Raw genomic sequence first — 22876 nt, 5'->3', positions numbered from 1 at the left:
CATTAATTACTGCAAATTTGTACCAGGTTTGCATCATAAGGTAAAACAATGGTGAACTTACTGCCTTTTCCGACTTCCGATTCCAGATGAATGCTACCTTTGAATGTCTTGACAATGCTTTGGCTGATTGCTAACCCCAAGCCTGTACCCTGGGCAAATTCATCCAGTTTCTGGAAACGTTCGAATACCTGTTGTATTTTGTCGGCAGGGATTCCTTTCCCTGTATCTGTTACCGAAATATGAATGGACCGGTTGTCGTCGCTATATTGGTATTTTAGTTCTATATAACCTTCGGAGGTGAATTTTGTTGCGTTATTGATAAAATTCGTTATCACTTGTGTGAGACGTAGGCGGTCTGTATGTATGATGGCAGGATTGTCGGGAACTTGCTTACGCAGTTCTACATTTTGGGGCATTAATACTTTATGTGTATTGAATATATCATTAATCAATTGATTTAAATTACAATCTTCATATGTAAAGGAAATTCTTCCGGACTCGATACGTGATAAATCAAGAATGTCGTTAATCAATTTGAGCAGCAAGACACTGTTTTTATTAATCAATTCGCTGAATTCGGTTTTTTCTTCATTTTCCAAATCAGTATTGGAACCCAGTAGCTGGGAGAAACCAACAATCGCATTTAGTGGCGTACGGATTTCATGGCTCATGTTTGCCAGGAAAACAGATTTCATTTTATCGGATTCTTCGGCCTTCTTCCGGGCTTCCATTAATTTTATCTCCGTCTCTTTAATTTGTTGAATATTCAGACAGAGGCCGTTTACCTCAACCGATTCCATGTTTTTTGTAGATGCCTGTTTGTGTGTATTCTGCGCATAACGGAATTCCCACCATTGATACCCTTTTCCATTGAAATCATACCGTCTGGTAGTGATTTGCCTGGAAGAGAAGCCATGGTCCAGCTTGTATTTGTTTAAAATGAAATTTTCCTGTTCATCCGGGTGGATGGCATTTTGGAAATGGGCGGCACTGATTGGTTTTTCCGGCATATCCAGATAATGGTAAAACTCTTTATCAAATTCGAAAATACCGTTTTTGTAGCGGAAAGTAAAGATATTGCCGCTCTCCAACGCAAAAGAGAGAAATTCTTTTTCCCGTTTTAAGGTCTCCTGTGCTTCTTTTTTACGTGCAGTTTCCCTTTTATATTGCATTCTTTGATAGAAAAGAATAATTGATATAGAAATAATAAAGAGAAGGCAGGTAAATAGGAGAAGAGTTTGGTAACGGACATAGAAAGGCATATTTACAAATAAAGAACCTGCAGGCAACAAGCTTGTGTTAATATTCCATTGCTCAAGTGCTTTATAATCGAAAATATACCTTTTGTCTGTTTCCATTACCTGTGGAAAATTGGATACCGGTATCCCGTTCAATATATCAGCCACACGATTGGCAGCTCTTGTTGTTTCTTCCTGAATCAGGGAGACATATCCTCCGACTATTCCATTGTTGTAGCCTATCATTTCATTTATGACGGAGAAACCGGGAAATGAACCGAAATGTCCTAAAGAAATGGACAAATAGTTTCTTTTTGTTGCCAGGTAGGCTTTGTTGTAGTAGTTTTCTACGAACCCTCTCATTAACGACCGGGTCAATTTACCGTTTAATGTACTTATATACATATCATCCGGTTTAATCTTTTTGTCTTTAGATAAAGAAAGTGCTCTTTTCCCGGATATGCGTATTCCGTCGAGGGAAGATATATCGTTTATTTTACAGATATTTTTTATCTGTTCATCCATATCGGCAAGAATCTCTTTGTCTTCAAACGTATCATCCGATACTCTTATAACGATACATTTACCTAAAAGCTGTTCTATCAGTTTAATATTTGTTTTATAATCCGGTTTGTCGTAAAAGCCTGTTAGATTCGGGTAGTTGCGGATGAAAGACAAATTCGGATAGTTTACACCCATAAAAACAGTTGGGATCGTTTTTATCCACGTATGTTTGCATGTAAGGAATATATTCAAAGCCTGGTCATTGTTAACCAGTATGACATCCGGTTCCCAATCGGAAAGTTCAGTCATTTTCCTGAACAGTTCCAGTCTGGCTTTTTTCTCTGAGGTTTGCCCGGAATTCAGATAGATAGAATAAACTTCAGCCTGTATTTTTCTTTTTTCCAGTTGTTGGGCTAATGTTTGTTTAATTTCCTTGTATGCAGGAAAGCTTGCTTCATAAGACTGAATGACCAGTATATGCTTTTTAGGAGTATTTTGCGAGCAGGAAACGGAGAAAAGGCAAAATACGATAAATAGTATCAGATGTTGTGCCGGCAGAGTCTTGTTGAACATAGAGTTATTATTAAAAAATACTTAAGTCCGGAGGTTATCCCTTAATCAACCTGCCAGGGCATAATAATCGACTAAATTATATGATTTTTTTTAGTTAAACAAATAAAAGATGAAAAATGAGTTTTGGGAGTAAAACATATATCTTTTGAATTATTATTTGTACTTTTGCCCGTCAAATTACGTTAGGATGAGGTTGTTCTGCACAACCTTGATATTATTTGAAAGAATAAATTTTATAACAATGAATATATCTTACAACTGGCTGAAAGATTATCTTGATTTTGATTTACAGCCTGAAGAAGTATCAGCGGCATTGACTTCCATCGGATTGGAAACCGGAGGAGTGGAAGAAGTTCAAACTATCAAAGGCGGACTGGAAGGTTTGGTTATCGGTGAAGTTCTTACTTGTGTGGAACATCCTAATTCCGACCATCTTCATATTACAACTGTCAATGTAGGAGGCGATGAGCCTTTGCAAATTGTATGCGGCGCCCCGAATGTGGCCGCCGGCCAGAAAGTGGTTGTTGCCGTGAACGGCACGAAACTGTATGATGGCGATGAGATTTTTACAATCAAACGTTCAAAGATACGCGGTGTAGAATCTAACGGTATGATTTGTGCGGAAGATGAAATCGGTATCGGAACAGACCATGCCGGTATTATTGTTCTTCCGGCTGATGCGGTTGTAGGCACTCCTGCCAAAGAATATTATAATGTAAAAAGCGATTATGTATTGGAAGTGGATATCACCCCGAACCGTGTGGATGCTACTTCCCATTTCGGTGTGGCTCGCGACCTGGCTGCTTACTTGAAACAAAACGGTAAGCCGGCAGAACTGAAACGTCCTTCTGTGGATGCTTTCAAAATTGATGATGACACACCGGCCATTGAAGTAATCGTAGAAAATACGGAAGCTTGCCCGCGTTATTCCGGTGTGACAATCAAAGGGGTAACAATTAAAGAAAGTCCGGAATGGTTGAAAAACCGTTTGAATGCAATCGGTTTGCGTCCGATTAATAATGTAGTGGATGTTACCAATTATGTATTGCATGAACTCGGGCAACCTTTGCACTCATTCGATGCAGGCAAGGTGACAGGAAATAAAGTAATTGTAAAGACACAACCTGAAGGAACGAAGTTCGTAACGTTGGACGGTGTGGAACGTACTTTGACCGACCGCGACCTGATGATTTGCAATACGGAAAACGCTATGTGTATCGGTGGCGTATTCGGCGGTTTGGATTCCGGTGTTACCGAACAGACTACGGATGTATTCCTCGAATCGGCTTGTTTCCATCCTACATGGATACGTAAAACAGCCCGTCGTTTCGGATTGAATACAGATGCTTCTTTCCGCTTTGAACGTGGTCTGGATGCAAACCAGACTGTTTACGTGCTGAAACGTGCAGCCCTGTTGATACAGGAAGTGGCAGGTGGTAAGATTACAGGTTCTATTCAGGATGTTTATCCTTCCCCTGTAGCTCCTTCCCCTGTAGAACTGACATATAAGAAAATAAATACACTGATAGGCAAGGTTATTCCTGTAGAAACAGTGAAAAGTATTCTTGCCAGTCTGGAAATGGAAATCGTTTCCGAAAATGAAGAAGGCCTGACTGTCCATGTGCCTGTTTATCGCATAGACGTACAGCGTGATGTGGATGTGATTGAAGATATTTTGCGTATTTACGGTTATAATAATGTGGAATTCAGCGAAAACGTGAAATCGAACCTGAGTTACCAGGCTCCTGCCGACCGTAGCTATAAGCTGCAAAATCTTATTTCTGAACAATTGTGTGGTTGTGGCTTCAATGAGATTCTGAATAATTCGTTGACCCGTTCTGCTTATTACGACGAACTATCTACCTATCCGGTATCCCATTGCGTTATGTTGATGAATCCGTTGAGTGCGGATTTGAACGGTATGCGTCAGACATTGCTGTTTGGCGGTCTGGAAAGTGTAGAACACAATATCAAACGTAAGAATGGCAATATCCGTTTCTTCGAATTTGGTAATTGCTATGATTATAATGCCGACAATAAGAAAGACGGTGAGACATTGGCCGCATTCACTGAAAATTATCATTTAGGATTGTGGGTGACAGGAAACCGTGTGGAAAACAACTGGGCACACCCGAATGAAAAGTCATCCGTATATGAATTGAAAGCGTATGTGGAGAATATTTTGGTTCGTTTGGGCGTAGATATGAAGAAAGTAATTTTCGGTAACCTCACAAACGATATTTATTCTGTAGGTTTGAGCATTACAACTACATCCGGCCGTCAGTTGGGAACATTAGGAATTGTTAGTCCCAAGATTTGCAAGGCAATGGATATCGATACGGAAGTCTATTATGCCGAACTGTCCTGGACGTTATTGATGAAGGAAACCAAGAAGAGCAAAGTTACTTTTGCTGAAATCTCCAAATTCCCGGCTGTAAAAAGAGACTTGGCTTTATTGTTGGACAAGAGCGTTCAGTTTGCCGAAATCGAAAAGATTGCTGCCGAGAGCGAACGTAAGTTGTTGCAGGGTGTTTCCCTGTTCGATGTTTACGAGGGCAAGAACCTGCCTGCCGGTAAAAAGTCGTACGCTGTCAGCTTCTTCCTGCAGGATAAGGAAAAAACATTGAACGACAAGCAGATTGATGCGATTATGAAGAAAATCCAGACTAATCTGGAACAGAAGCTGGGTGCACAATTAAGATAATAATCAAATTAAATATAATAGAATAACAATATGGGAAGAGCGTTTGAATTCCGTAAAGCAAGAAAGTTTAAACGTTGGGGTAACATGGCCCGCGTGTTTACTAAGTTAGGAAAAGAAATTACAATAGCAGCTAAGGCAGGCGGTCCGGATCCTGAGAACAACCCTCATTTGCGTGCATTGATGCAGAATGCAAAGAAGGAGAATATGCCGAAGGAAAACGTGGAACGTGCTATCAAGCGTGCTGTCGAAAAGGACTTCTCCGGTTATAAGGAAATGAACTACGAAGGATACGGACCTTTTGGTATCGCTATCTTTGTGGAAACAGCAACAGATAATACAACCCGTACGGTTGCCAATGTCCGCAGTTATTTCAACAAACACGGCGGTTCACTGGGTACAAGCGGTAGCCTTGAATTCCTGTTCGACCACAAATGTGTGTTTCATATCGTTAAGAAAGAGGATATGTCGCTTGAAGACCTCGAATTGGAATTAATTGATTACGGAGTGGACGAATTGGATGAAGACGAAGGTGAAGTAGTAATTTATGGTGAATTTTCCCAGAATTCAGCTATCCAGAAATATCTGGAAGAAAACGGTTTCGAGATTACCAGCAGCGAATTTGTCCGTATTCCGAACGACTTGAAGGAAGTAACTCCCGAACAGCGTGAAACTCTTGATAAGCTGATTGAAAAGCTGGAAGAAGATGACGACGTTCAGAACGTATTCCATAATATAAAGGAAGACGAAAGCGCTGACGAAGAATAATAAAAAGTTTTTACATAAATAAAGCGGTATAAATTAGGTGTGGAGCCGGGTTTATACCGCTTTTTATTTTACAGTTCTGTGGGTTTATCCCCATCACTGCCACCTCCGGCATCCGGATTGGGTCGGTTGCTGCTGCCACTGTCTGTTTTGCCGCCTTTGCCTTTTCCGAGGCGGAGGGAGACGGATACACGGAATTCGTCTATCATAGCATTCCACCAAGTGAAAAGTTCCAGGTATTTGGTTTCGCCATTGACCAGAGCAAGGGCGTTTAGGGCTTCCACTAATGCTTCGTAGGCAGCATCGAATGCCGGGCGGGTGTCTATGGATTTCTGAGGGGTGTTGCGCTGACCGGATTCGGAACGGCGGGCATCGGAGAGCGCGGCACATTCGGCATTTGCTTTTTTGAGTTCGCCAATCCAGGTGGTCAGGCCGAGGGTGGCGAAATCCGCTTTCATGGCATCCGATTCGGCAGCTTGTATAAAGTTTTCCGTCATACCGGTCTGGTCGTTGAAGCTGAGGCGGGTGGTATTTTTATATTTGTCGGCGAAAGGAATCAGCCGTTTGGCAGCCGCTTGTTTATCTGCATCGAAATGGTTGACGAAGGTGCGTATCTGGTCGAGGATGGCGGTTTGCAGGGAGTCGCGTTTTTTGTCGGTGGTTTCCATTTCGGCAGTCAGTGCGCTTTTGGTGAGTTTTACGAGACTGTCGTCGTAAGCCTGCAATGCTTTTTGAAAGTTTTCAAAAGGGACAGTTACGCCTAATCCGGATGCTCCGGCAGACTGGATTTGCAGTTCGATGGCACGTCCTGCCGCCAGCAATTCGTTGTTGCGTAATCTTGATTTGGGGAAATTTTGAATTTTAGCCATTTGAATAAAGTTTTAAATGTTTATTATATCATTGAAAATGTTTCCGTATCGGTACGAAAGTAGGATACAGCACTGTTTGATGCCTCCGTATCGGTACGGAACGGTTTTGCAGCACTGTTTGGGGCTTCCGTACTGGTACGGATGTGTTTTTCATTGCTGTTTAATGCTTCCGTACTGATACGAAACGATTTTACATCACTGTTTTGTGTTTCCGTACGCCTACGGAGGTATCAAACAGTGCTGTATCCTGCTTTCGCTCGTCAGCGGAATGGGGATGTGGTGCTGTTTTCTGCTATCAATCGGATGCGGTCGGCAATCGCAGATCAGCCTTAGCTAATTCGCCGACCTTTTTATTCTTGGAGACACCTAACCGAGAACCCGTGCGCCTTGTAGCCTGAGCCCTGGCTGAACGTAGCACTGGTGAAGCTCACGTTACGGGCGTACGTACTACTGGACGGCACTGAGGACGACCAGTAGTAGCCGCCGGAACCCTGATTACCGGACGAACCAAAACTGCCGTTCCGATAGCCCGCAGCAGGCAAAAGCAACTCAAGGTTGTTCGCTGCACTTATTTTCAGGATATTATTACTATAACTTTTACCGGTACTGGAATTATCTGCACCTATAGCTACCCATTCAGCCATAGTAGGAACACGCCAACCGGCAGGGCAAGGATCATGAGGTGTCTTACGGGCTGTCTTTGTAGCATCGACAGTTGTACTGGCTACCTCATCCAGATTCCATAATTTCTGATACCAGGCACTGGCCTGCATGCTACTGCCTGGCAGGTTATCTGCACCCTCGGTGAAAAGTAACCAATTATCCGTGGTATTAGGACTTGAAGTACTACGTACGATAAACTTCTTATCCCACGGGCTCATATCGGCAAGGGCGTCCTCACCAGTAGGGAAACCTAACGGGTCGGTTTTACCGTCAAACTTTTCCTCATTGGTGATATCGCTATTGTTGGTATTTGTGAATCCATATTGACGACCCCACTGGTACAACAGACCGCAAGTTGCTGTAATATCATTTGTACCATCGGCTGTTGAAGAAGCGGCTGGTACGGTGGTAGGTATTTCGGTAGCACCCAAATTAACAGGAGACCAATAATACGTTTTACCGTCTTTTCCCGTCATTTGGATGGCGGTATAACGTTTCGTATCGCTGACTGGATAAGTGACCGTATTGGCACTGCGGTAAAAGTCATATTCTTTTACTGTGGTACTTCCGCTTTGAATATTGAGCACAACTTTGTTCGCCTGATAAAGCTTATCATCACCGTTACAAGCGCTAACTTCTGCTTTCACATCATAAACGCGCCGGTTATTGCTGACTGTAGGGGTTGCCACTTCTGTTGTAAACCAGGATAAATCACCCCCAAAAGCAACATCACCCGATGTTTGGACAGAAGGAGAAAACAAAGAAGCGACTTTTACCGTCACTGTTCCACCGGCTGTTCCTATTCGCAAGGCGCTGCGGCTGCCGATTGTTTTGGATTCAAAATCAGAGATTGTACAAGAAGGAGTAAATGAGGGTTCATCTTCTATCGACAGGGTTACGGGTAGTTCTTTCAAAGCATCCAGTTTATGTTGGAATTTAAAGGTAACCTCGCCCGGATTGGCAGTCGGGAAGCCGTCCTTATCCACTTTCACTTCAAACTTATACGTATCTTCATCATTACTGCTTTCCGTTTTATCCACGGTCATCCATTCGGGGAAATCAGCCAGTTTGCTACCACCCTGACAATTGACGGTAAGCGTTACGGAAGGTGTTGCAACAGATGATGTTGCTTTCAAAGTTAGCTTGTTGTCTGCAAAGCTGCTTGTACCATCAGATGCGGATTGAGTAAGTTCGGGAACAAAAGACAATGCTTCGACAAGCAGCGTATTGCTTTTTCCGGTAGCGTCATCGATAAAACGGATGATTCCCCGTGGATAAATGCCTCCGGTATAATCCGCCTTCATGGAGATAATATACTTATGTTCCGTGCCGGAGATGGTGGAAGCGGTTACAGCCTTTGTTGCCGGGTCTTCTTTTACTTCCAGCCAGTCGCAGTTCTTATTGCTTCCGGCATAACGGATGGCGCAAGACATGGTAGAGTTGGCGGTTGTGGAAAGGGAAAACTTGCTGTTATCAGCAAGAAGCATCGTTACCGTTTTATTTGTTTCATCAAAAGTCGTTGCGGCGTTTGCTATCCCGTCCGGGTCGAAAGCAAAGTCACCGGAACCGGCAGTCGGGTCGAGGCCGTCTATTTCGCCGCCTTCATCCCATTCGGCTACATCCAGCGTGAAGTCCAAGTGGTATTCATCCGCTTTGGTAATGCCAATAGTATATCTATGGTTGTTGTTTATTTCAAGTGCAACCGAGCCACCATCGGCTGTCGGCTGTTCAAAAGGTATCCGGTAGGTTACGTCTTTCGTCTCTGTCAGGTTTACCTGATACGTTCCTTTCAGTATCAGGTAACCTTTATCTGCCGAAGGGCTTGGATAGCTGTAGAAAGCAGATATTTGCAGGCCTTCATTGGCTTTGTCGCCTTCAAAAGCACGTTCAGGATAAGTTATCAAATCATCATCCGCCGCAGGAGACATACCATACACTTTGACAGGGAAGAAGGAAACTCCCTTCCGTCCGTTACCCATCGAGATGGATTCCAGATGGAATTTGGAATCAGTCTCGATATTGCTCACATCAAAACGTGCCATTGTGCGTGTCAGTTTAAACCCGGTCTGTACGCGTGCGGAAGAACCGAAGTCGGTCAGGTCGATGGGTACGGTTTGCGAACCGACCATCGGAAGAGGTAAGTTTAATGCCGTGCCTGTCGCTGAAAGCAACGGGGAATGGAGCTTCTGAAAGTCTGTTTCAGAGGGCGTCCCTTCGACAAGGTTCCCGGTTTCCATCGTGTATTCGAGTGGCTGGAAGTAAGCGTCCTCCACCTTATCGCCTGCCGTATTCACCAGTTCGGTCTGGTTGGCAAGGCAGTAAAGGCGTACGAACATGCCTTTTTGGAGTTCAAGCAGGGCAGTGGTGGTAGCGTCGTCCGTACCGACAGCGAGGTTCAGTTTATTGGCTCCTGCCGGCAGAGCTACTCCTTCCGGGCGGTAGGCGAAGCGTTCGCGGTAGGTGTAAGTGCCTGCCTCGTCCGTAGAAGCGAACACATAAATATCCAGTGTGGAGATTGCGTTTTCTTCTTTGGTGGCGATGGGGGCATCTGCTTTTGTTTCCGATTTGGTTGTGGCTACGGTAAGTTTGTTCTTAAAGGAAAGAAGCACTTCGCGTTTGTTTGCACTGCCGGTTCCGTCTACCGGGGTACGGTCTGTCTTGTCGGACTCAGCCGTACAGGAAGAAGCAAGCAGCACGGCGGCAAGCAGATATGCACTTGCCGCAAGTGCCTGTAGAAGTCTGCATGAGGGACATAGACCTTGTAGTTTTGTTTTCATTTTCATAGATATTTAATTGTTTATGTTTGTTATTACCCTATTCCTGTAGTCTTTAATCCGCGAATTCGCGTCAAAAATCAATTCGTGTCTGACAACTATCCAATCGAATGGTTTATAAAAAATAAAATTAGCAGTTCAATAAAGACTACGTTAAGATTTCACAAAGATATAAAGATATTACTACATATTAATACCATAATCCTTTGATTATTAAGACTTATTAGTTATAAAAAATCTCAGGAATTGGGGATTTTTTATAACTAATAAGTCTTAATAATCAAAGGATTATGGTATTAATATGTAGTAATATCTTTATATCTTTGTGAAATCTTAACGTAGTCTTTATTGAACTGGCATTTATTTTTTAGATATTCATTTAAAAAATGGCATGTAGAATATTTTATTGCCGCATTATTTTGTGAGGAGAGAAGGATGTGGTTCTTATTGTAGTGAAAAAATATTCGGTCATTTTGTGAAATAGGATAAACAAAAACAGGGAACCGGTTTAAAGGAAGTTCCCTGTTTTTATTAGAAGAGAGTTTCTCTTTATTATTTTTTTCTCCATAGTTTACTCATCTCTTCCAGCGTTTTGCCTTTCGTCTCCGGCACCCAGCGCCAGACAAAGATAGCAGCCAGTACACAAATTACCCCATAGAGGCTATATGCGAACATCGGGCTGAAATCGTACAGGGCAGGGAAGGTGGAGGAAATGATATAATTGAATATCCACTGGAAAGCAACAGCGATGGCAATTGCCTTGCCACGGATTGTGTTGGGGAAAATTTCGGCAATCAACACCCAGCATATCGGGCCCCACGACATCATAAAGAAAGCCGCATATACGATAACGGACAATACGGGGACGAGCCCTTTGATAGCCAGTTGGTCGCATATGGCAACAGCAAAAGCCCCTAATGCCATACCGATGGAACCGATAATCAATAAAGGCTTGCGTCCGAATTTATCTACGGTAAAGACTGCAACCAGTGTAAACAGGATATTTACAACCCCCATGATAACCGTTTGCATCATACCGCCGCCTTCGGCTCCGGCACTTTCAAAAATACGCGGTGCATAATAGAGTACGGCATTGATGCCGATGGCTTGCTGGAATACCGACAGTAAAATGCCGATGACGATAACCGTAACACCATACGTAAACAACTTCTCCGTCTTTTCTGTTGCTGTGGCTTTGATTTCGCTTAATATCTCTTTTGCCTTGGATGCCCCGTTTACTTTCTCTAAAATAGCATACGCTTTTTGGTCCTGATTTACCATTACCAGGAAGCGTGGAGTTTTAGGTACGAAAAATAACAATATGGCGAACAATATAGCCGGATAAGCTTCCGAAACAAACATATAACGCCATCCTTCCATCACAGACCACATATCCGAATCCGGGCTGACAGACAGTAGCCCCGCCGCATCTTTCAGGATAATCGGATTCTGATGGCTTCCCATAATCCGGAAATTAACAAAGTAGACCACCAGCATACCGAATATAATAGCAAACTGGTTGCAGGAAACCAGCGTCCCTCGGATATTCGAAGGAGCTATTTCTGCAATATACATCGGGCAAACGGCAGAGGCAAGTCCAACCCCTATGCCGCCAATGATACGGTACAGGTTGAAAGCAATAAGCAGTCCCATATCCGGTTTGCCGTATTCGAAAAACAGCATCTCAGGGTAATACGAACCGATTGCCGAGATAAAAAAGAGAACGGCAGCCAACCGCAGTGAATTACGGCGCCCCAACCGGGAAGCCGAAACACCGGATAAAAGACTTCCCAGGACACACCCTATCAGTGCGCTCGAAGAAGTGATTCCGTGCATCACTTTGTCGTACTGGAAATCTGTTGCCGTAAGGAAAAAGGCTTCAAGCCCTTTCTCTGCTCCGGAGATTACTGCGGTATCGTAGCCAAACAGCAAGCCGCCCAAAATAGCGACGGAAGTGATGGAGTATAGATAGAGCTTGCTGCCTTCGTTCGTGTTGTTCATGGTAGTAGAAGCCGGCTTTATTTAACAATACATATTGACTATCGCTTCGTATAATTCCTGTTTGCCGCTGATTTGCTTCGGCTCTCCGTTTGCCTTGGCATAGGCAACGATGTCTTCCAGCGTTAGTTTGCCCTCTTCAAATTCTTTTCCTTTGCCGGAATCGAAAGAGGCATAGCGGTCAGCGAGCATTTTCTTGTAAGGCGATTCGTTCAGAAGGGCAAAGGCGTTTTCAAGCGCACGTGCTATGGCATCCATCCCGGCGATATGGGCAATGAAAATATCGTCCAGGTCGGTAGAGTTACGGCGGGTCTTAGCATCGAAGTTCGTGCCTCCGTTGCCGAATCCTCCGTTACGGATTACTTGCATCATGGCTTGGATAAGGTCGAAGTTATCGATAGGGAACTGGTCGGTGTCCCATCCGTTCTGATAGTCTCCGCGGTTGGCATCGATGGAACCCAGCATGTTGTTGTCTACAGCCACAGCCAGTTCGTGTTCGAAAGTGTGGCCAGCCAATGTGGCATGGTTCACTTCGATATTCACTTTGAAATCTTTGTCCAGTCCGTGTGCTTTCAGGAAGCCTATTACGGTTTCCGTATCTACGTCGTACTGGTGTTTAGTCGGTTCCATGGGTTTGGGTTCAATCAGGAAAGTTCCTTTGAAACCTTTTGCACGGGCATAGTCTCTGGCCATTGCGAGCATTTGTGCAAGATGGTCTTTTTCGCGTTTTTGGTCGGTATTCAGTAGCGACATATAACCTTCGCGTCCGCCCCAGAATACATAGTTCTGACCGCCCAGTTCGATGGTTGCATCAATTGCATTTTTTATCTGTACGGCGGCACGTGCCACAACATCGAAGTCTGGGTTTGTTGCCGCACCGTTCATATAACGGGCATGGCTGAATACGTTAGCTGTACCCCATAATAGTTTTATGCCTGTTTCCGCCTGTTTCTGTTTGGCATAAGCAACCATTTCTTTCAGGTTTGCTTCATATTCTTCGATAGTGGCAGCTTCGGCTATCAGGTCTACATCATGGAAGCAATAATATTCGATGCCTATTTTCTGCATGAATTCGAAACCTGCATCCATTTTGTTTTTGGCTGCTTGGATAGGGTTGTTGTCTCCATTCCAGGGGAATTGTTTAGTACCGCCGCCAAACTGGTCGCTACCTTCGGCACAAAGCGTATGCCACCATGCCATAGAGAATTTCAGCCAGTCTTTCATCTTTTTCCCGTCTATTACTTTTTCTGCATCATAATAGCGGAATGCCATCGGGTTCTTGCTCTCTTTTCCTTCAAACTTAATCTTTCCTATTCCTGGAAAATACTCTTTTGTTGCCATAGTCGTTTTATTTTTTAGTCGTTAATATATGATTTAAATTTTGTTTTCCTCTTTCAGGGGCATAGGCATGTTCCTTACCTTATTATATAGCTTCTTGTCGAATTTATAGTAGCGGGCTGCACGGTGGGCAACGCCTTTTTGCTTTTCCTCCAGTGGAACCACGTATTCCATAGAGGCTATCTTTTTATGAAAGTTGCGGACATCCACCGGTTTATCGTATATCAGCTCGAAAAGAATACGTAGCTGTGCTGCCGTGAACTTCCGGGGTAATAATTCGAAAAGCATGGAGGGGTTGAACTCCACGATTTGCCGGATGTGGATGAGGGCTTCTTTAATAATCAGATTATGGTCGAATGCCAGAGTTTTTATATCTCCCAGTGTTACCCAACACGCCTGATGTTCGTCCAGGCTTTTATTGAGGGTACTATCTATTTTTACCATCGAGAGGTAGGCGATGGTAACTATCCGTTCCACTCTGGATTGCATGGCCCGTTCCAGCCAGTGTACATCTTTCGGATTGCTGGTCCTGTTTTTGGAACCGAATGCTTTAAATTGTATGAGGTTCAGGTTCTTGATGCCGGTCAGTTCGCATAATACGCGACGGGCGGCTTCGTCCAGGTCTTCATCCATATAAATAAGGCTTCCGGGTAGTTTCTTGTCGTGGAATATTTCGCCATTCTCTTCTCCGACGCGGTTTATCAGTAGAACTTTTAGCTGTTCACCATCGAAGCCAACCACTACGCAGTCTACGGATATATGGTTGTTTGCCAGTGGCAATTGTTGCTGTTTGTCTTGCATATTGATGGTTTTATTGCAAATATGCAGATGTTTTTTTGTTTGGATAAATGAAATGAGTATGCTTTAAAGCATTGTTTTTCACAAGTATACATATCTTGTGTTTTACAATAAGAAAAAAGGTCTTATCTTATTGTATACAATATGTTTTCGGGAAAGGAACGAAAGGAACCTGCCGGATATGCCTCAAATATTTTATTAGCCGTTAATTGAGGCTTATTCCATAGAAGGCAGGAGTAGGGGACTTATTGTATTTTGAACGATAAAGTGACTGGTGGGTATTGTTTGGTAGCCCTGTCTGTTAATTTATCTTATTCGGCAAATATCTTTAAGATAGTAATAAAAGTTTCAACGGCTGAAACAAAAAGTTTCAAAGTGTGGAACTTTTAGTTTCATCAGCTGAAACTTTTAGTTTCAAAATTTGAAACTGGATTGAAACTAACTGGAAACGCTGTTTACGCCTTCAGTTTTATAATAAATAAGACGGGGTTGCTGTCTGTAGTTCTCTCCGGAAATAATTCTTCCACTTCTTTCCCAGTTTTGCAGTAGCAATAATAGGTACTGTTTATATCCATCGGCTGTAGTTCGGGAACATTGCCTGTCCGGTAGAAATTGTCTGTTAATCCGCCGGCTACATTGTATGCCCGGTTTTTAAGACGGTCGAAACAGAATGTGTAACTTTTTTCTTCTGCTTGTGCGTTGTAATGAGTGGAGATTAGGAAACGTTTGTTGATACGTATGGGAAGGATATACGGATAGTCGTCAGTGATATCCAGTTTGTTCTGGTTTATCAGGTATAAGGTATCCCGTAACAGCAAATCCGGTTGTACCGCCGGCGATTGTACATAAACCTGTTGATTGGCTACGGCAACTTCCGGGGCAAATGCTTGTCCTAAGGTGAACCGCCCTAATTCGGCATTGGTTAGTCGGCGTGTCTCTACTTCATTGAATGTGGTATCGAATTTATATAACCATTGTTCTACGCAATAGCGGTTGCCGGCTTCTTCCCGTTGTATTTGCCGTTCTGCTGTGGCATATAAGTGATTATCGTAATAGGATAATTTGAATAAAGAATTCCAAGTGCGGTGTTTGGATAAATCGATTCTACCTAAATAATCACCTTCATAATTGAAATAGTGCGCATTTAGTTTGTCATCCATTACAATCAGCTGTTTGTGGATAGGGTCTACTACATAGTCGGATACAGTAAAACTATTCTTGTGGGATTGCCCGGTATAAGTAATTTGGTTGATGAATTTTCCGGAACAACTGAAATGGTAAAGCTGGCGTTTGCTCAGTAAAAATAAATGATTGCCATCCCGTTTAATCCGGTGGACATGCCCGAGTTGGCAGTGAAGGTTTGTTTCCAAAGGAATGGCGGTTACCTCTTCGGCTACATCAGACAGGTTGCCTGTAACGGCACATTTAACAGGAGCATCTGCCGTTACCAGTTCATATCCTTCTTTTAAATAGAATACTAATATGGACAATAGGATAAAAATACAACTTCGTTTCATAGCCTGAAAGAATAAGATTTTCTTACGTAAAGTAAAGAATTTACTTAGATATAATATACGAATTTTCAAATTTAGCGGAAAATATAAAATAAAGTATCATCTTTTTTATTTACTTTTGCATCGTTTAATATATTTTGAATATTAAGTATTATGGTTATGAGAGGTAAAATTTTATTTCAAGCTCTACTTGCAATTGTGTTTTTTTGCACTGCGTGTGTTGATAGCAAGTATGATTTGTCGAAAGTGGATACAGACGATATAACGATCGGGGACGAATGGGTAGTTCCTTTGGGTTCCGGTTCTGTTGAGGTAGACGACGTGATTAAGGTGTATAAAGTTCCATCTATCAAAATAGAGGAGGATGGGTCTTATACAGCCCGGTATGAAAAGGAGTTGGATATCATGCAATCGGTTCCCGGTGTGGATGTAGGAATACCTCTTACCGATGATTATAAGCAGATTGCATTTGGAACGGTTGATTTGAAAGATTTACAGGATCTTTTTGATGAAGGTTTTGTTTTAGGCCTGGTTGATCCTCATATTCTGTTAAATAGTGAATTGACTGAAGGTGATATAGATTGCCGGTTTATAATAGTAGGAGGAGAAAGGAATGCAACTGCAAATTTTGTATTGGAGAAGGATAAACCAAATGCATGGATCGGACCGAATGAATCGTCAGTAAAAGAAGGTTATACTTTTGCAGGATGCAAAGAACTTCCTACAGTAATAGAAAATATCCCGTCGACAATAGAATTAAATTTATTAGGGAAAAAGAGTACAACAGAAACTGTTTCTATTTCTTCAATCGGTTATGAATTGGAAATCCCTTTAGTCCCTTCTGCAAGTTTTCAAGCGGTAACTACCGAACATGTGAAGGATGCTTTTGATGAATCATTTGTCGATTATCTGTTTTCCGGTGGGACTGCTACCATATTCGGAACTGTAACGAATACAATGCCTTTCGACCTTTCTCTTATCATGAAAATTGTAGATCGTTATGGTCGTCCTTTGGATATTGTATTTCCTGAACAAGAGATAAAAGGGAATACCGATGAATTTTCTTTTGAGATTAAATCTGAAGATATGTACAAGATGGTCAATGCAAAAGATATTCAGTTTGTTATGGAATTGAGTGGCCGCGAGCAACCTGAAGCGCTGAAAACAAACCAGAAAATTTCCCTTGAACTTAAATTGAAGAAAACAGGTGGTATCTCTATTTAATCTATAAACTAATTATACTGAAGCAAAATGAACACTATATTTAACAGACAAGCTAAAGGGTTGCTGACTTTCGGTTTGTGCTTACTTCTCGGAACATCTGTTTCTGCCCAGCAATTGCGAACTTCCTATTTTATGCAAAACTCTCCGCTGCGTACGGCGCAGAACCCGGCATTCAGACCTGAACGCGGATATGTGTCTATTCCTGTATTGGGCGGGGTAAATGCTGCTTATACAACCAATGGAGTGGCATTGGACAATATCTTGTTTTCTAAAGACGGCAGATTGGTTACTTTCATGGATAAATCTGTGAATACGGAATCTTTTTTGAGTGGCTTGAAAGACCGTAACCAGGTGAATACGGATTTCGGTACTCAGATATTATCCGGTGGCTGGTATGCAGGAAAAGGTTTTTATTCTGTGGATATCTCTGTGAAAGGTTTGGCAAGTATCGGGGTTCCTAAAAACATGCTTGAATTTGTAAAGCGGGGAAATACGGTAGCAGGTACTACCTACGATATTACTAATATAAAAGCGTATTCGGAAGCATACGTCGAAGCAGGAGTCGGTTATTCACGTCCTATTACGGATAAATTGACAGTCGGTGGTAAACTGAAAATGTTGTTTGGTGCCGGTACAATGGAAGCGCAGATAGACCATTTGCATGCCGTGATGAATGAAAATAACTGGAAAATTACTTCGCAAGGTACAATGAGTGCCAATGTGAAAGGCTTAACTGCTGAAAACAGTTATGATGATCAGGGACGCCAGTATATTAGCGGTTTCCAATATGATTCGCCGGGATTGGGCGGTTTCGGTATGGGTATCGACTTGGGTGCTACTTATCAATTACTTGATAATCTTACGCTATCCGCATCAGTGCTTGATCTGGGATTTATAAGCTGGAATAAGAGTTCTAATATTTATGGTGAAGTAAACGGTCAATTCGATTTTGATGGCTTCGACCTGGCTCTGGGTGATAAAGTGGACGGCAGTAAACCCAGCATGAGCGACCAGTTTGATACGATGAAAGGCAATCTGGAACAATTATTCCATTTTACTCAAAAAGATCCGGTTAAGAATACGACTTCTTTACGTTCTACAATCAATATAGGAGCTGAGTACCGGATATTAGATAATCAATTGGGATTCGGTTTATTGTCGAGTACACGTTTTTATACGCCGAAGGCTTATTCGGAATTGACCGCTTCTGTTAGCTATCGTCCTGTATATTGGTTTGAGGCTGCTGCCAGTTATTCTTTTATTCATAGTAATTTTAAGACCTATGGCTTGGCTTTGAACTTTACTCCGAAATGGATTAACTTCTTTATCGGTTCCGACTATATGTTTACAAAGGTTACGCCACAGTTCCTGCCGGTAAGCGGAAGTGCAGTGAACCTTTATATGGGAATAAGCGTCCCGTTGAGGAATATGATGTGTGATTGATAATCCATAGAAAACATTACCGAACGCAGACGACAGAATGCGTTCGGTAATAGAACTGTAACCTTATTCGCTTTTTTGTTTAGTCCTGTAAAAATACCCACCTGTCTTTTTCTGACATATCTTCTTTATAATGAAATCCTTCCCAGGTAAAAGCTTTTAATTCTTCAGGATCACTTATTCTGTTTTTGATGATATGGCGAACCATTTGTCCACGAGCCATTTTTGCATAAATAACAATCGTATTTGCTTTTCCGTTTTTCCATACCCTGAAATCGGGAGTAATGATACGGATTGCCTGTTCAATACTTTTCCAGTCGAAAGAGGGCTGTACATCCATACTTGCCAGGTTGATTAATGTTTGGTCGTCAACATTAATTTCATCGATAAAAGGCTGTGTGAGTCTTGGACGCCAGAAATTATACATATTCCCTTCTTCCAGTTCCGGCAGTTTTACATCATATTCCATTCTATAGGGCTTGATGAGGTCGAGGGGACGAAGAAAACCGTAGCAAGGAGATGCCATGCGTAAGTGTTCCTGTGCAAAGAGGAAATCCTCTGCTGTAAAATCTTTGGGATTCATATTTTTAAAAACAACACCAGTATAGGCAAGAAGCGCTTGCAATGGCTTTTCTTCCGCATGAAAATCTTGAAAACGCTGATACATTTCAATCGCGAGTTTAGGGCTGAGTTTTAATGTCCTGGCTAATTCTTCAATCGGGAATTGTGCCATATTCAGTGCGATTTCCGAGGCTTCTTTCCGGAAGAAAGGAACTGTCCCGGCGGGTGCTTTTATTTTGGATGTGCCTGCCATTGTTTTGGCTGGAGAGATAATAATATGCATAGTCCGTGTAATTATAAGATTTTGTTTGTAAAAATAATCATTTTATTATTCAGGGGAAAAAGAATATCTTTAGAACCTGTTTAGCAGATGAATTATGGAAATGTTAGATGATTTTATAGAGCAGCAACGTCAGATTTATCCTTTTCCGGATGAAGCGGCACAACTCTTTTTAAGCGAACTGGAAGAAGTTTCTTTCCGGAAAGGGGATTGGTTGGTCAGGGAGGGAGATCATGATTCGTATGTATGGTTTGTACTGAATGGATTAGTCAGGGCTTTTGTGGAAAGAGAGACACGGGATGTTACCTTATGGTTTGCATCGGCCGGAGAATTATTAAATAGCTCTTACCGGAAAACTGCCGCCTATAATATCGAGATGATAGAGGATACGGTATTGCTTCGTATTCATACGGATCGAATGGAAGCCCTTTGTGAGCAATCGCTTGGTCTGTGCAATTATCTGAGGAAACTGCAGGATAATTATCTTCGTGAATATGAGAACTATTTTATAAATGATAGTTGGAATGATGCACGTGCCCAATATGAAACCTTAATGAAGGACCATCCGGATTTGTTTCAGCGGGTTTCCCTGAAACATATTGCTTCTTATTTACAGATTACTCCTCAATCGCTGAGCCGCATCCGTTCTTCTTTTAAGTAACTTTTCGAAGTTATCTTATGGTAACTTTATTCTGTTCGGGATGTCCTATTTTTGTGCCTCAAAATAAAAGGTAGAAAATATGACGGAGAATAAAAGTGTGGCTTACCACCTTAACAGGGAAAAATTATTGTTGAACGGACCCATTCCTCATTTATTTGTAAAGTATGCCCTTCCCGGTGTGGCCGGTTTGCTTTTTATCGGATTACAGTCTGTTGTCGATGGGGTCGTATTGGGACATTTTGTCGGTGCAAATGCATTGGCAAGTGTAAACCTGATTCTTCCCTGCTATAGCTTATTTACAGCATTTGCCATTATAATTGGTGTCGGATGCCAGACCATTATAAGTATAAGCCTGGGGCAGCGCGACCGGAAAAAGGCGAATAATGCATTGACTTCTCTTTTTATCTTTCTGATAATATCATCAGTACTGGTGAGTGGGCTTATTTTTATTTTTGCCAAAGATATTGCATGGATACTGGGTGCAAATGATGTGCTAATAAACGATTCTGTTGCTTATATACAGAGTTTGGTTCCTTTTTACCCGATTCTTTGTGTGATGTTCCTGGGGGATTATGTTATTAAAGCTATGGGCCATCCTCTTTATGCGACTTCAGTAATGGCAACCAGTGTGGTGATAAATATTGTTTTGGCAATATGTATGGTCGGTGTATTGGGCTGGGGCGTTAAAGGTGCGGGTTTGTCTACAGGTATTGCCTTTACAGTAGGCGCCATATTAAATGTTCCGCGTTTATTTAATCCTTTGGGGGTTGTGGCAGTTCAGCGTGGAAAATTTGACAGGAAGTTAGTTTGGCAGGCTTTTTATAATGGTTCGTCCGAAGGTGTGTCGGAGTTGTCGGTTGCTGTTACAGTCTATCTGTTCAATCTTACAATGATGAAATATATAGGGGAGAATGGGGTAGCTGCATTTACGGCTATCAATTACACACTATTTATAGGAACAACCTTTTTTCTGGGTGTATCGGATGGAATTATTCCAATTATCGGGTATAACTTCGGGGCTAATAAAAAAGACAGGATTAGAGCCGTATTGAAAATAGCTGTTTTTACTAATATGGTTATTGGGCTGTCGCTATTCCTTTTACTTTATTTTTTTGGCGAGCAGGTGATAGGGATATTTTTCAAAGATGATGATGCCCAGGCTTTACAAATAGCATCGTATGGGGTTTCTATCTATTGTTTTGCTTTTTTATTGATGGGATTAAATATATTGGCGTCCAGTTATTTTACAGCTATCGGCAATGCAAAGATTTCAATTATTATTTCAGCTTTGAGGGCTTTGGTTTTTGTTTCAATAGGTATTCTTGTTTTACCGGCATGCTTTGGTATTGAAGCAATCTGGTTTGATATACCTATAGCGGAAACTTGTACACTATTCGTTTCTCTTTGGCTGGTAAGCAAGTCTTTGAAAAAATAATGCAGCGTTTCTATTTCCCGTTGCATCTTATTAATAAAGGCTATGGGCCGTTAAATACTATAGATGGTTAAAGTCTATGTAAATCATTGTTGATTAATAGTAAACGCTTATATTTGTAAATAATATAGTCAGGCGGAAAGAGTATTTAAACCTTAGCCGTATAAATTTGTCTAAGCAATAGAATATAATTAGAGGAGAAACGAATATGAAACCCATGAAATTAATATCATTGACAGTCATGCTTCTGGTTGCATTTGGTGCAACAGCCCAGGAGGAATTCTTCGATGATGTATATTTCTCTTCCAGTAAAAGCAAAAAGAAAGAAAAAAAAGAAGAGAAAGTTATACATCCTAAGCAGGAAGCAACACGGACTGTAACATATGCATCTGCGTCTTCAGCCCGTTCGGCAACTGATGGCCGGGATGTGGATGAATATAATCGCCGTTATTCTTCTGTAGAGGTGGAAGAACCTTATAGAGAAGATAGCAGTGAAGTGCTTGCCGAATATAATGATGATATAGCGGCAAAGAATGACAATAAGGTTGCGGCAAAATCATCAGATAAGCGTCGTTCGGATACGGAATATACAGAGCGTATTATCCGTTACCATTCGCCCAGTAAAATAACGATAGCCGGTGCTGACCAGGTAGATTTATATCTGAGTGACGGTTACTATGGATATGGTTATGATACGGATTATTCGGATGGTAGGACCAATGTAAGCTTTAATATCAATGTCGGCAACAACTGGGGTTGGGGCGGTTGGTATGACCCTTGGTATTATAACTGGTATGATCCGTGGTATCGTTACAGCCCTTGGTGGACTTATTCCCGCTGGTATTATGGCCCGAGTTGGGGCTTCGGCTGGGGTGGTTTCTATGCAGGCTGGTATGATCCTTGGTGGGGGCCAGGTCCTTATTGGGGCGGCGGCTACTGGGGCGGCGGTCATTATTGGGGACATAACCATTATTATAATCCCTATAGACCTAATTATGCCGGATCAAGAACTAGTGGTTGGCGTGGTGGAAACGGAGGATATCGTTCTTATGCAGAAGGTTCAAGAATCTCATCAGGAACGAGGGCAGGAAGTGCCACATCTTTAGGAACTCGTAGTAGTGGAAACCGTACCTCTTCTTCATACCGCTCATCTGGTACAGGTACAGGTAGGACACGTATAGAAGGTGTTAACGGAGGACGTATATCATCATCTAATACTCGTGCATCTGTTTCTTCCGGTTCACGTACTCGTATTTCGAGAGAAAATAGTATTGGTTCATCAGCTCCTTCACGGTCTTACGAACGTCAATATACTCCTTCCAGATCAAGTAATTCATCTCGTTTTGGAACAGAGAGCAGAAGTAGTAGTAATTCATTTACATCACCATCCAGAAGTAGCGGTTCAAGCTTTAATCGCTCTTCATCCGGAGGTGGAACCCGTTCCAGTGGCTCTTTTAGTGGAGGTAGCAGTACAGGTACCCGCTCTAGTGGCGGTGGTGGCGGTGGACGTCATAGGTAATGAAATAGAGCCATTCATATAAGG

15 protein-coding genes are annotated in these 22876 nt (G+C 42.2%); 7 read left to right on the top strand and 8 right to left on the bottom strand.

Annotation, left to right across the window (positions count from 1 at the left end):
* Window positions 1-2: 2 nt before the first annotated feature.
* Entirely contained in the window at window positions 3-2315 is a 2313-nt protein-coding gene (locus ACGE0T_RS13440) for a sensor histidine kinase (protein ID WP_459187137.1), read from the bottom strand.
* A gap of 241 nt (window positions 2316-2556) precedes the next feature.
* Here ACGE0T_RS13440 and pheT point away from each other — a divergent pair, with 241 nt between their 5' ends.
* Both pheT and ACGE0T_RS13430 read left to right on the top strand, forming a co-directional pair.
* Window positions 2557-5019 carry a phenylalanine--tRNA ligase subunit beta gene (gene pheT / locus ACGE0T_RS13435; protein WP_459187136.1) on the top strand — a complete coding sequence of 821 codons (2463 nt, stop codon included), beginning with the start codon at window positions 2557-2559 and terminating at the stop codon, window positions 5017-5019.
* A 30-nt stretch (window positions 5020-5049) separates the two neighbouring features.
* The gene (locus ACGE0T_RS13430) at window positions 5050-5784 is read left to right on the top strand and encodes a YebC/PmpR family DNA-binding transcriptional regulator (RefSeq protein WP_459187135.1); all 735 of its coding nucleotides are present in this window, start codon (window positions 5050-5052) and stop codon (window positions 5782-5784) included.
* Between the two features lie 68 nt (window positions 5785-5852).
* Here the strand turns inward: ACGE0T_RS13430 and ACGE0T_RS13425 are convergent, their stop codons facing one another.
* The 6 genes from ACGE0T_RS13425 to ACGE0T_RS13400 form a co-directional block, all read right to left on the bottom strand.
* Window positions 5853-6650 carry a DUF6261 family protein gene (locus ACGE0T_RS13425; protein ID WP_459187134.1) on the bottom strand — a complete coding sequence of 266 codons (798 nt, stop codon included), beginning with the start codon at window positions 6648-6650 and terminating at the stop codon, window positions 5853-5855.
* A gap of 350 nt (window positions 6651-7000) precedes the next feature.
* Window positions 7001-10090, bottom strand: coding sequence for an FISUMP domain-containing protein (locus tag ACGE0T_RS13420; protein ID WP_459187133.1), 3090 nt, complete (start codon window positions 10088-10090; stop codon window positions 7001-7003).
* 549 nt (window positions 10091-10639) lie between these two features.
* On the bottom strand, window positions 10640-12088 hold the full coding sequence (gene xylE / locus ACGE0T_RS13415; RefSeq protein ID WP_459187132.1) for a D-xylose transporter XylE: 1449 nt from the start codon (window positions 12086-12088) through the stop codon (window positions 10640-10642).
* A gap of 21 nt (window positions 12089-12109) precedes the next feature.
* On the bottom strand, window positions 12110-13426 hold the full coding sequence (gene xylA / locus ACGE0T_RS13410) for a xylose isomerase (protein WP_459187131.1): 1317 nt from the start codon (window positions 13424-13426) through the stop codon (window positions 12110-12112).
* 33 nt (window positions 13427-13459) lie between these two features.
* Window positions 13460-14224, bottom strand: a complete 765-nt coding sequence (locus ACGE0T_RS13405) for an NUDIX hydrolase (protein WP_459187130.1) — start codon at window positions 14222-14224, stop codon at window positions 13460-13462.
* Between the two features lie 452 nt (window positions 14225-14676).
* Window positions 14677-15738 (bottom strand): 6-bladed beta-propeller, encoded by a 1062-nt coding sequence (locus ACGE0T_RS13400; protein ID WP_459187129.1) that lies wholly within the window; start codon window positions 15736-15738, stop codon window positions 14677-14679.
* Between the two features lie 156 nt (window positions 15739-15894).
* Between ACGE0T_RS13400 and ACGE0T_RS13395 the strand changes: the two genes are divergently transcribed.
* Both ACGE0T_RS13395 and ACGE0T_RS13390 read left to right on the top strand, forming a co-directional pair.
* The gene (locus tag ACGE0T_RS13395; protein WP_459187128.1) at window positions 15895-16959 is read left to right on the top strand and encodes a DUF4621 domain-containing protein; all 1065 of its coding nucleotides are present in this window, start codon (window positions 15895-15897) and stop codon (window positions 16957-16959) included.
* 27 nt (window positions 16960-16986) lie between these two features.
* The gene (locus ACGE0T_RS13390; RefSeq protein ID WP_459187127.1) at window positions 16987-18402 is read left to right on the top strand and encodes a DUF5723 family protein; all 1416 of its coding nucleotides are present in this window, start codon (window positions 16987-16989) and stop codon (window positions 18400-18402) included.
* A 79-nt stretch (window positions 18403-18481) separates the two neighbouring features.
* On the opposite strand, the gene yaaA is transcribed toward ACGE0T_RS13390, so the two are convergent.
* A complete protein-coding gene (yaaA, locus tag ACGE0T_RS13385; protein ID WP_459187126.1) occupies window positions 18482-19243 on the bottom strand; it encodes a peroxide stress protein YaaA in 762 nt (253 codons plus the stop codon).
* 94 nt (window positions 19244-19337) lie between these two features.
* On the opposite strand from yaaA, the gene ACGE0T_RS13380 reads away from it, so the two are divergent.
* From ACGE0T_RS13380 to ACGE0T_RS13370, 3 genes are all read left to right on the top strand, one after another.
* Window positions 19338-19901, top strand: a complete 564-nt coding sequence (locus ACGE0T_RS13380) for a Crp/Fnr family transcriptional regulator (RefSeq protein WP_459187125.1) — start codon at window positions 19338-19340, stop codon at window positions 19899-19901.
* A 79-nt stretch (window positions 19902-19980) separates the two neighbouring features.
* Entirely contained in the window at window positions 19981-21336 is a 1356-nt protein-coding gene (locus tag ACGE0T_RS13375; RefSeq protein WP_459187124.1) for an MATE family efflux transporter, read from the top strand.
* Between the two features lie 205 nt (window positions 21337-21541).
* Window positions 21542-22852, top strand: a complete 1311-nt coding sequence (locus ACGE0T_RS13370) for a hypothetical protein (RefSeq protein WP_459187123.1) — start codon at window positions 21542-21544, stop codon at window positions 22850-22852.
* Window positions 22853-22876: the final 24 nt, after the last annotated feature.

The sequence above is a fragment of the Parabacteroides sp. APC149_11_2_Y6 genome (assembly GCF_054506995.1).
This window is presented reverse-complemented; position numbering and strand designations above follow the sequence as displayed.

Bases quoted from the DNA above. Each gene is read 5' to 3' on its own strand.
- ACGE0T_RS13440 (WP_459187137.1), bottom strand. From the start codon at position 2,315: ATGTTCAACAAGACTCTGCCGGCACAACATCTGATACTATTTATCGTA.
- pheT (WP_459187136.1), top strand. From the start codon at position 2,557: ATGAATATATCTTACAACTGGCTGAAAGATTATCTTGATTTTGATTTA.
- ACGE0T_RS13430 (WP_459187135.1), top strand. From the start codon at position 5,050: ATGGGAAGAGCGTTTGAATTCCGTAAAGCAAGAAAGTTTAAACGTTGG.
- ACGE0T_RS13425 (WP_459187134.1), bottom strand. From the start codon at position 6,650: ATGGCTAAAATTCAAAATTTCCCCAAATCAAGATTACGCAACAACGAA.
- ACGE0T_RS13420 (WP_459187133.1), bottom strand. From the start codon at position 10,090: ATGAAAACAAAACTACAAGGTCTATGTCCCTCATGCAGACTTCTACAG.
- xylE (WP_459187132.1), bottom strand. From the start codon at position 12,088: ATGAACAACACGAACGAAGGCAGCAAGCTCTATCTATACTCCATCACT.
- xylA (WP_459187131.1), bottom strand. From the start codon at position 13,426: ATGGCAACAAAAGAGTATTTTCCAGGAATAGGAAAGATTAAGTTTGAA.
- ACGE0T_RS13405 (WP_459187130.1), bottom strand. From the start codon at position 14,224: ATGCAAGACAAACAGCAACAATTGCCACTGGCAAACAACCATATATCC.
- ACGE0T_RS13400 (WP_459187129.1), bottom strand. From the start codon at position 15,738: ATGAAACGAAGTTGTATTTTTATCCTATTGTCCATATTAGTATTCTAT.
- ACGE0T_RS13395 (WP_459187128.1), top strand. From the start codon at position 15,895: ATGAGAGGTAAAATTTTATTTCAAGCTCTACTTGCAATTGTGTTTTTT.
- ACGE0T_RS13390 (WP_459187127.1), top strand. From the start codon at position 16,987: ATGAACACTATATTTAACAGACAAGCTAAAGGGTTGCTGACTTTCGGT.
- yaaA (WP_459187126.1), bottom strand. From the start codon at position 19,243: ATGCATATTATTATCTCTCCAGCCAAAACAATGGCAGGCACATCCAAA.
- ACGE0T_RS13380 (WP_459187125.1), top strand. From the start codon at position 19,338: ATGGAAATGTTAGATGATTTTATAGAGCAGCAACGTCAGATTTATCCT.
- ACGE0T_RS13375 (WP_459187124.1), top strand. From the start codon at position 19,981: ATGACGGAGAATAAAAGTGTGGCTTACCACCTTAACAGGGAAAAATTA.
- ACGE0T_RS13370 (WP_459187123.1), top strand. From the start codon at position 21,542: ATGAAACCCATGAAATTAATATCATTGACAGTCATGCTTCTGGTTGCA.